We start from the raw sequence: 1,150 nt of genomic DNA on the forward strand, positions 1-1,150 counted from the left end.
TTTTGATTTCTACCGCCACTCCCATGCCAGGGCTCAGATTAACCCTGCGGTTTTCCACCGCCATCCAGGCTTTTTCTATCTCAACATTGGCCAGATAACGCAGGCCCTGCTCTTCATCACTGACCGCATCATCCGAAATATGCGTCAGTTCACCGTTAATAATCCCGTATTTGGTAAAGTTGAAGGTGTCTATCTTGACTTCAGCCACCTGACCTTCATGGACAAAGCCAATATCCTTGTTCAGCACCCAGGCTTCGACTTCCATGGTTGCTTCCGCTGGCACAATCTGCATCAGGGGCTGTGCTGGCTGTACCACACCACCGATGGTATGAACCTGCAATTGCTGAACCGTCCCATCAATGGGCGAAAGGATTTGCTGCTGATCGTGCAATACCCTGGCCTTGATGCTCTCCTGTCTAAGACTGTCCAGCTGACGACGCAGCTGCTCCTGCTGGTCAAGGCTTTCCCGTCGGGTTCTGGCATGGAGGCTGAGCTGCTGATTCCGGATCGCTTCCATGTCCGCCGACAGCTGCTGTACGGCTGCCTGCTGCGCCTTAAGGTCTTCTTCCAGTTCAATACGTTGCTGCTCCAACTCCAGATATTGTACTTTAGAACCGTAGTTTTTCTGGTAAAGGCCAGCCAGCGCCTGGGTACGTTCTTCAATAATAGGGAGTACCCGTTGCAGTTTGGTGACAACAGCCTCAAGGGTTTGCCGTTCTGCTGCCTTGCTTTTCTGCTGGCTTTTCAGCGTTTCCAACGCTGAGACATAGTCTTCTATCTGCTGTGCCAACAGCTGCTCTTCAAAAAGCAACGCTTCGGTTGTCCTGCTGGACTGGGCATCATTCAGATAGTGAGTCAATTCGGGTACTGTCCGGTTGCCTGAATCAAGGTAGTGAACAAAGGTCTTCTCCCTGGCCTGCTGTAGCGATAACGCGGCGATCTCTTTGGACAACCTTACCCATTCAGCTTCGGTCACGGTATCCACCAGAGTGATCAAAGGATCACCGGCGTTGACAACATCCCCTTCACGAACATGGATAGTCTGTACTTCCCCGATCACCATGGGCTGTATAGTTTTCACCCGCTCCCCCGGTACAATCTTGCCCTGGGCGGTAGCAACAATATCCACTTTACCCACACAGGCCCAGAT

The 1,150-nt window shown here is 52.0% G+C and carries 1 protein-coding gene; it reads right to left on the bottom strand.

The window, feature by feature from the left end; translation table 11 throughout:
- On the bottom strand, nt 1–1,150 hold a 1,150-nt coding region (locus tag J7438_RS25765), incomplete at both ends, for an HlyD family type I secretion periplasmic adaptor subunit (RefSeq protein WP_209278891.1).

The sequence above is a fragment of the Thalassotalea sp. G20_0 genome (genome assembly GCF_017744175.1).
Classification (GTDB): Bacteria; Pseudomonadota; Gammaproteobacteria; order Pseudomonadales; family Endozoicomonadaceae; genus Endozoicomonas.